This window comes from Pseudomonas sp. 05T35 (assembly GCF_056396605.1).
In genome coordinates, this window is the sequence record NZ_JBFTLU010000384.1 from 1 (window position 1) to 4,518 (window position 4,518).

Genomic DNA, 4,518 nt, shown 5'->3' on the forward strand with positions numbered 1-4,518 from the left:
CATTGATGTTGAATGTTATGCCGTCATCGCGAGCAGGCTCGCTCCCACAGGCTTGTGCCTTAACTGACAGGAACTACCCGAAGGTCGCTCTTTTAATTCGGCGAAACGCTGGATCTAGTGGGCCCAGCCCCCGCCTTGCCAATGCCAGCCATCGTTGCGCTGTTCCCAATGCGGGTGCACGTAACGATAACCCCGGCGTTCCGGTTCCCAGTGCCCGCGAACGGCGACATAACGCCCGCCTTCCCAGCGCCAGTAACCGCGCGACCAGACATAACCTGGCCGGCCCGCGGGCTCCACTTCGATCACCTGGACCGGTGGTGGCTGCGGTGCGATGACTTCGACGTACTCGCGTGGCGGCGGACGCCGGTCGTGAACCACCCGCTCCTGTACGCAACCGGAGGCCGCGATGACCACTGCTACCAATGCCGCGTAACGTAACAACATGCTGCCTCCTGAGGCTCATCGGCCAATAGAGTAACCCTGTAAAACCATGCCCCCTTTACCGCCGCGCTCCTGCTTGGCGTATGAATATTTGTACCAGCAGATATCTGTCTAATACCTGAACCAACCCACAGGAACTGTGTAAAGAAAACTTGACCTTCCACAGCTCGCAGAACCTGCAAGAACACGCGCAACGCCATCTTTGTCGAGCTGTTCTAGATGCACGTTATTCAGCATAGCGTCAGCTGCACGGGTGGAAACTACACTGGCTGCAGTCGACGTCTCTCTTGATACTCGGGAACCTCCTACATGCACATGTCACATGCCGTTTTGCGCCCGTTGTGCCTGTCGGCCTGTTTGCTGTTGTTTCCCTCACTCGCCTTGGCCGGCACACCCGCAGCGCTCAACTCGAGCGACATTGCCTGGCTGCGTCGCGATGGCTTCGATCTGGATGCCGCCAACCTCGCGCGCTTGCGCAGCATGGGGCGCGAGGGCCTGCTTCAAGCCCAATTGGCCGACCGCATCAATGACCCGCTGCCACCGGCAATCAACGCGCTGTTGCACAGTTATCCGGTATTGAGCACGTCGCCCGAATCCTTGTTACAGGCATTCAAGAGCCAGCAGGAACAGTTCAAGGCCATGCCCGAAGGAGACGCCAAAAACGCCGCGAAAAAAGATGCGCAACAACAAGCCAACGAACTTGCAGAACAAGCGCGTGAAGCCGTGCTGTTGCGTGCAGTGTATGGGCCCAATCAGCTCAAAGAGCAGTTGGTGGGTTTCTGGCTCAACCACTTCAGCGTGTTTCAGGGCAAAGCTCGCATACGGGTGCTGACGGCGGACTACGCAGAACACGCAATCCGCCCACACGCGCTGGGTAAGTTCAAGGATCTGGTGATGGCCACCCTCAAGAGTCCGGCGATGCTTGAGTACCTGGACAACGCGCAAAATGCCAAGGGCAAGGTCAACGAGAACTACGCCCGCGAATTGATGGAGCTACACACCCTGGGTGTCGGCTCCGGCTATACCCAACAAGACGTCCAGCAACTGGCGTTGATTCTGACCGGTGCCGGGCTGATGCCGCTCGATGGTCGCACGCAGAAATTTGCTCCTCGGTTACAGGCCTTGGTGGTGCGCGAAGGGCTGTTCGAATTCAATCCTCGTCGTCACGACTTTAGCGACAAGGTACTGCTCGGCCATCCGATCAAGGGCAGCGGCTTTGACGAGATCCGTCAGGCCGTGGAGCTGATTACCCGGCAGAAAGCCTGTGCGCATTTTGTCTCGCAACAGCTGGCCAAATACTTCGTTGCCGATCAGCCGCCACCCGCGCTGGTGGAGCGGATGGCCAAGACCTTCCAGGACAGCGACGGCGATATCGCCCAAGTGATGCGTACGTTGTTCGAGTCGAAGGAGTTGCTGCAAAGCACTGCTACCAAATTCAAGGACCCGATGCAGTTTGTGGTGTCGGCGGTGCGGCTGGCCTATGACGGTAAGCCGCTGGCCAACGCCAGACCGATGATCAATTGGCTCAATCAGTTGGGACAGCCAGTATTCGGTCGCGTGACACCGGACGGCTGGCCTCTGGAATCCAGCGGTTGGTCGAGCTCGGGGCAGATGTCCAAACGCTTCGAAATCGCCCGGGCAATCGGGCGTGGGGATAACCGATTGTTTACCCCACAAGGTAGCAACCTGCCCGGTCCGGGGTTTCCGATGATCACTACACCGTTGTTCTACGAGGCCATCTCTCCACACCTTTCAGCAACGACCCTTGCCGCGCTGAACAAGGCCGTGTCGCCTCAGGAATGGAACACCTTCTTGCTCGCCTCACCTGACTTCAATAACCGCTGAACCGCGTAATGAGGTACCGCCATGAATCGTCGAGAACTGCTGGTTGCCGCTGCGGCCGCCGCGACACTGCCGTCCTTGTCGTTTAGTGCAAAGCTGTTCGCCGCCCCTGTTTCGGCACCGCGCTTTCTGATCGTCTTTCTGCGCGGCGGCTACGACTGCAACAACCTGCTGGTGCCCTACTCCAGCGATTTTTACTACGAGTCGCGTCCAACTCTCGCCATCGCCCGGCCGGACTCGCATAACCCCAACAGTGCCATTGCACTGGACAGCCATTGGGGCCTGAATCCGGTTTTACGTGATTCGATCTACCCGTTGTGGCAACGCAAGCAGATCGCCTTCGTGCCGTTCGCCGGGACCGATGACGTGTCCCGCAGTCACTTCGAAACCCAGGACAATATCGAGTCTGGCGAACCGACCCAACAGCGCAACCGTTACGACTCTGGCTTTCTTGCACGCTTGTCGCGTCAGGTGCCGAACAGTGCGCCCATTGCCTTCACCGATGCCTTGCCCCTGAGCTTTCAGGGCGGCAACGCCATCCCTAACATCTCCTTGCGCGGTACCTCGAAACCGGCCTTCGATGCTCGACAATCGGCGATTCTTTCGTCGATGTACCAAAACACACCTTATGCCGCTTCCGCAGCCGGTGGCCTTGAACTGCGCCAGCAGGTGTCAAGGGATCTGCAAGAAGAGATGGTCAAGGCCAATCGTGGCGCGCCGAATGCACAGAACTTCGCGGCCCAGACCCGGCGCATGGCGACGCTGATGCGCGACCAGTACCGACTGGGTTTCGTCGATGTCGGCGGCTGGGATACCCACGTCAATCAAGGCAGCACCAGCGGCCAACTGGCCAACAACCTGGCGAACCTCGGTGAAGGCCTGGTCGCCTATGCCCGGGCGCTGGGGGATGAATGGAACAACACCACCGTGGTGGTGATCTCGGAGTTCGGCCGCACCTTTCGTGAAAACGGCGCCAGGGGCACCGACCACGGACATGGCACGGTGTACTGGGTACTTGGCGGCAACGTTCGCGGTGGACGCATCGCGGGTGAACAGGTGGCGGTCAACCCACAAAGCCTGCTGCAAAACCGCGATTACCCGGTGCTCAACAACTATCGGAACCTGCTCGGTGGTTTACTTGGCAGGACCTGGGGCTTATCCGCTTCGCAGTTGCAGAACGTATTTCCCGGTGCGCGTCCGGACGCATTGCAGTTACTCTGATCGGCGTAAGAAATATGCATCCGTTCGCGTAGGAAATTTCATCTAACAATTCCTCCGGCAACCCTCACACAGACCTCGGTTATAAACGTGGGCGATCGCTTCAAGATTCAACGGAGCACCGTCTACTAAAACTAGAGAGTGACTACTGTGCTGAAAAATTCCGGATCGAATGCGGGCAAGGGCCCCATGCCCATCGTGCCGTCTCCGGCAACACCCAACACGTTGCCCACCGGGCAAAAACCCAGGAGCAGCAGCGTCTTTCCCCCGGTTGAAAATCCTCAGGTCGCATCATCAAGCCCCTCCGCACCACCCCCTCGACCAGCGCCTGCCATTCCACCAAAACCACCCGTATTTTTAGTCCCCAAGCTATGCGCCGTGTGCAAATCCAATCATCAGGGACCCTGCCTGGTTCAACCTTCCAGCGCAGCATCGCCCTCTTCACAAAAACCGGCTTCGGCGCTGGAAATGTATGAACAGCATCAGGCGAACTATCAGCCACAGGACCGGACCCAGCCGTTCGAGATCATGCAGTCGGTCACGGACGACAATCTGAAGTTCAGCAACAAAAAGGCGACCGACCCCGAGCTCGCAAAAGTTGCGGACAAGAAATTCACCCTCCGGCACTACACCACGTCAAAGGACGGTCCCCCGCCGTTCAACACTATTTCATCGAACTTTGAACTGGTGCACCGCAAGATCAAAACCCTGCAAAGAACCCAGGGCAGCAACACCAATCAGGATGATTGGGTGCGGCTGGGCAACACGGCGTTTACCTTCTTTCTGTTGGCGATCGACGGCGAGGTAGCGAACCGGAAGTTCCTCGCAGGTGCAACGCATTACGCTGAAATCGACCCGGAAAATCTGGAGCAGATGACGGCGGCGGGTCTGGGAAATGCAGAGTTTTTCGCCTCGCCCGACCTGCTGCACACCAAGGATCTGTCCAGTGCCAAAGCCATCAAGGGCCCGTTGAAAGACCTCAAGGCACTGATGGTTGCAAGCTCCGGACTCAAGGCC

3 protein-coding genes and 1 pseudogene are annotated in these 4,518 nt (G+C 58.2%); 3 read left to right on the plus strand and 1 reads right to left on the minus strand.

The genetic code is table 11. The features are described 5' to 3' along the window. Positions 1–114: 114 nt before the first annotated feature. Positions 115–444 carry a YXWGXW repeat-containing protein gene (locus tag AC1DH9_RS23300; RefSeq protein ID WP_019692252.1) on the minus strand — a complete coding sequence of 110 codons (330 nt, stop codon included), beginning with the start codon at positions 442–444 and terminating at the stop codon, positions 115–117. A gap of 306 nt (positions 445–750) precedes the next feature. Here AC1DH9_RS23300 and AC1DH9_RS23305 point away from each other — a divergent pair, with 306 nt between their 5' ends. The 3 genes and pseudogenes from AC1DH9_RS23305 to AC1DH9_RS23315 form a co-directional block, all read left to right on the plus strand. Then, positions 751–2,286: a DUF1800 domain-containing protein gene (locus AC1DH9_RS23305; RefSeq protein ID WP_427536773.1), complete on the plus strand. Its 1,536-nt coding sequence runs from the start codon at positions 751–753 to the stop codon at positions 2,284–2,286. Between the two features lie 21 nt (positions 2,287–2,307). Then, positions 2,308–3,504 carry a DUF1501 domain-containing protein gene (locus AC1DH9_RS23310; RefSeq protein WP_427536775.1) on the plus strand — a complete coding sequence of 399 codons (1,197 nt, stop codon included), beginning with the start codon at positions 2,308–2,310 and terminating at the stop codon, positions 3,502–3,504. A gap of 465 nt (positions 3,505–3,969) precedes the next feature. Continuing rightward, positions 3,970–4,518, plus strand: a pseudogene (locus AC1DH9_RS23315) (RHS repeat domain-containing protein); the annotation flags it as partial.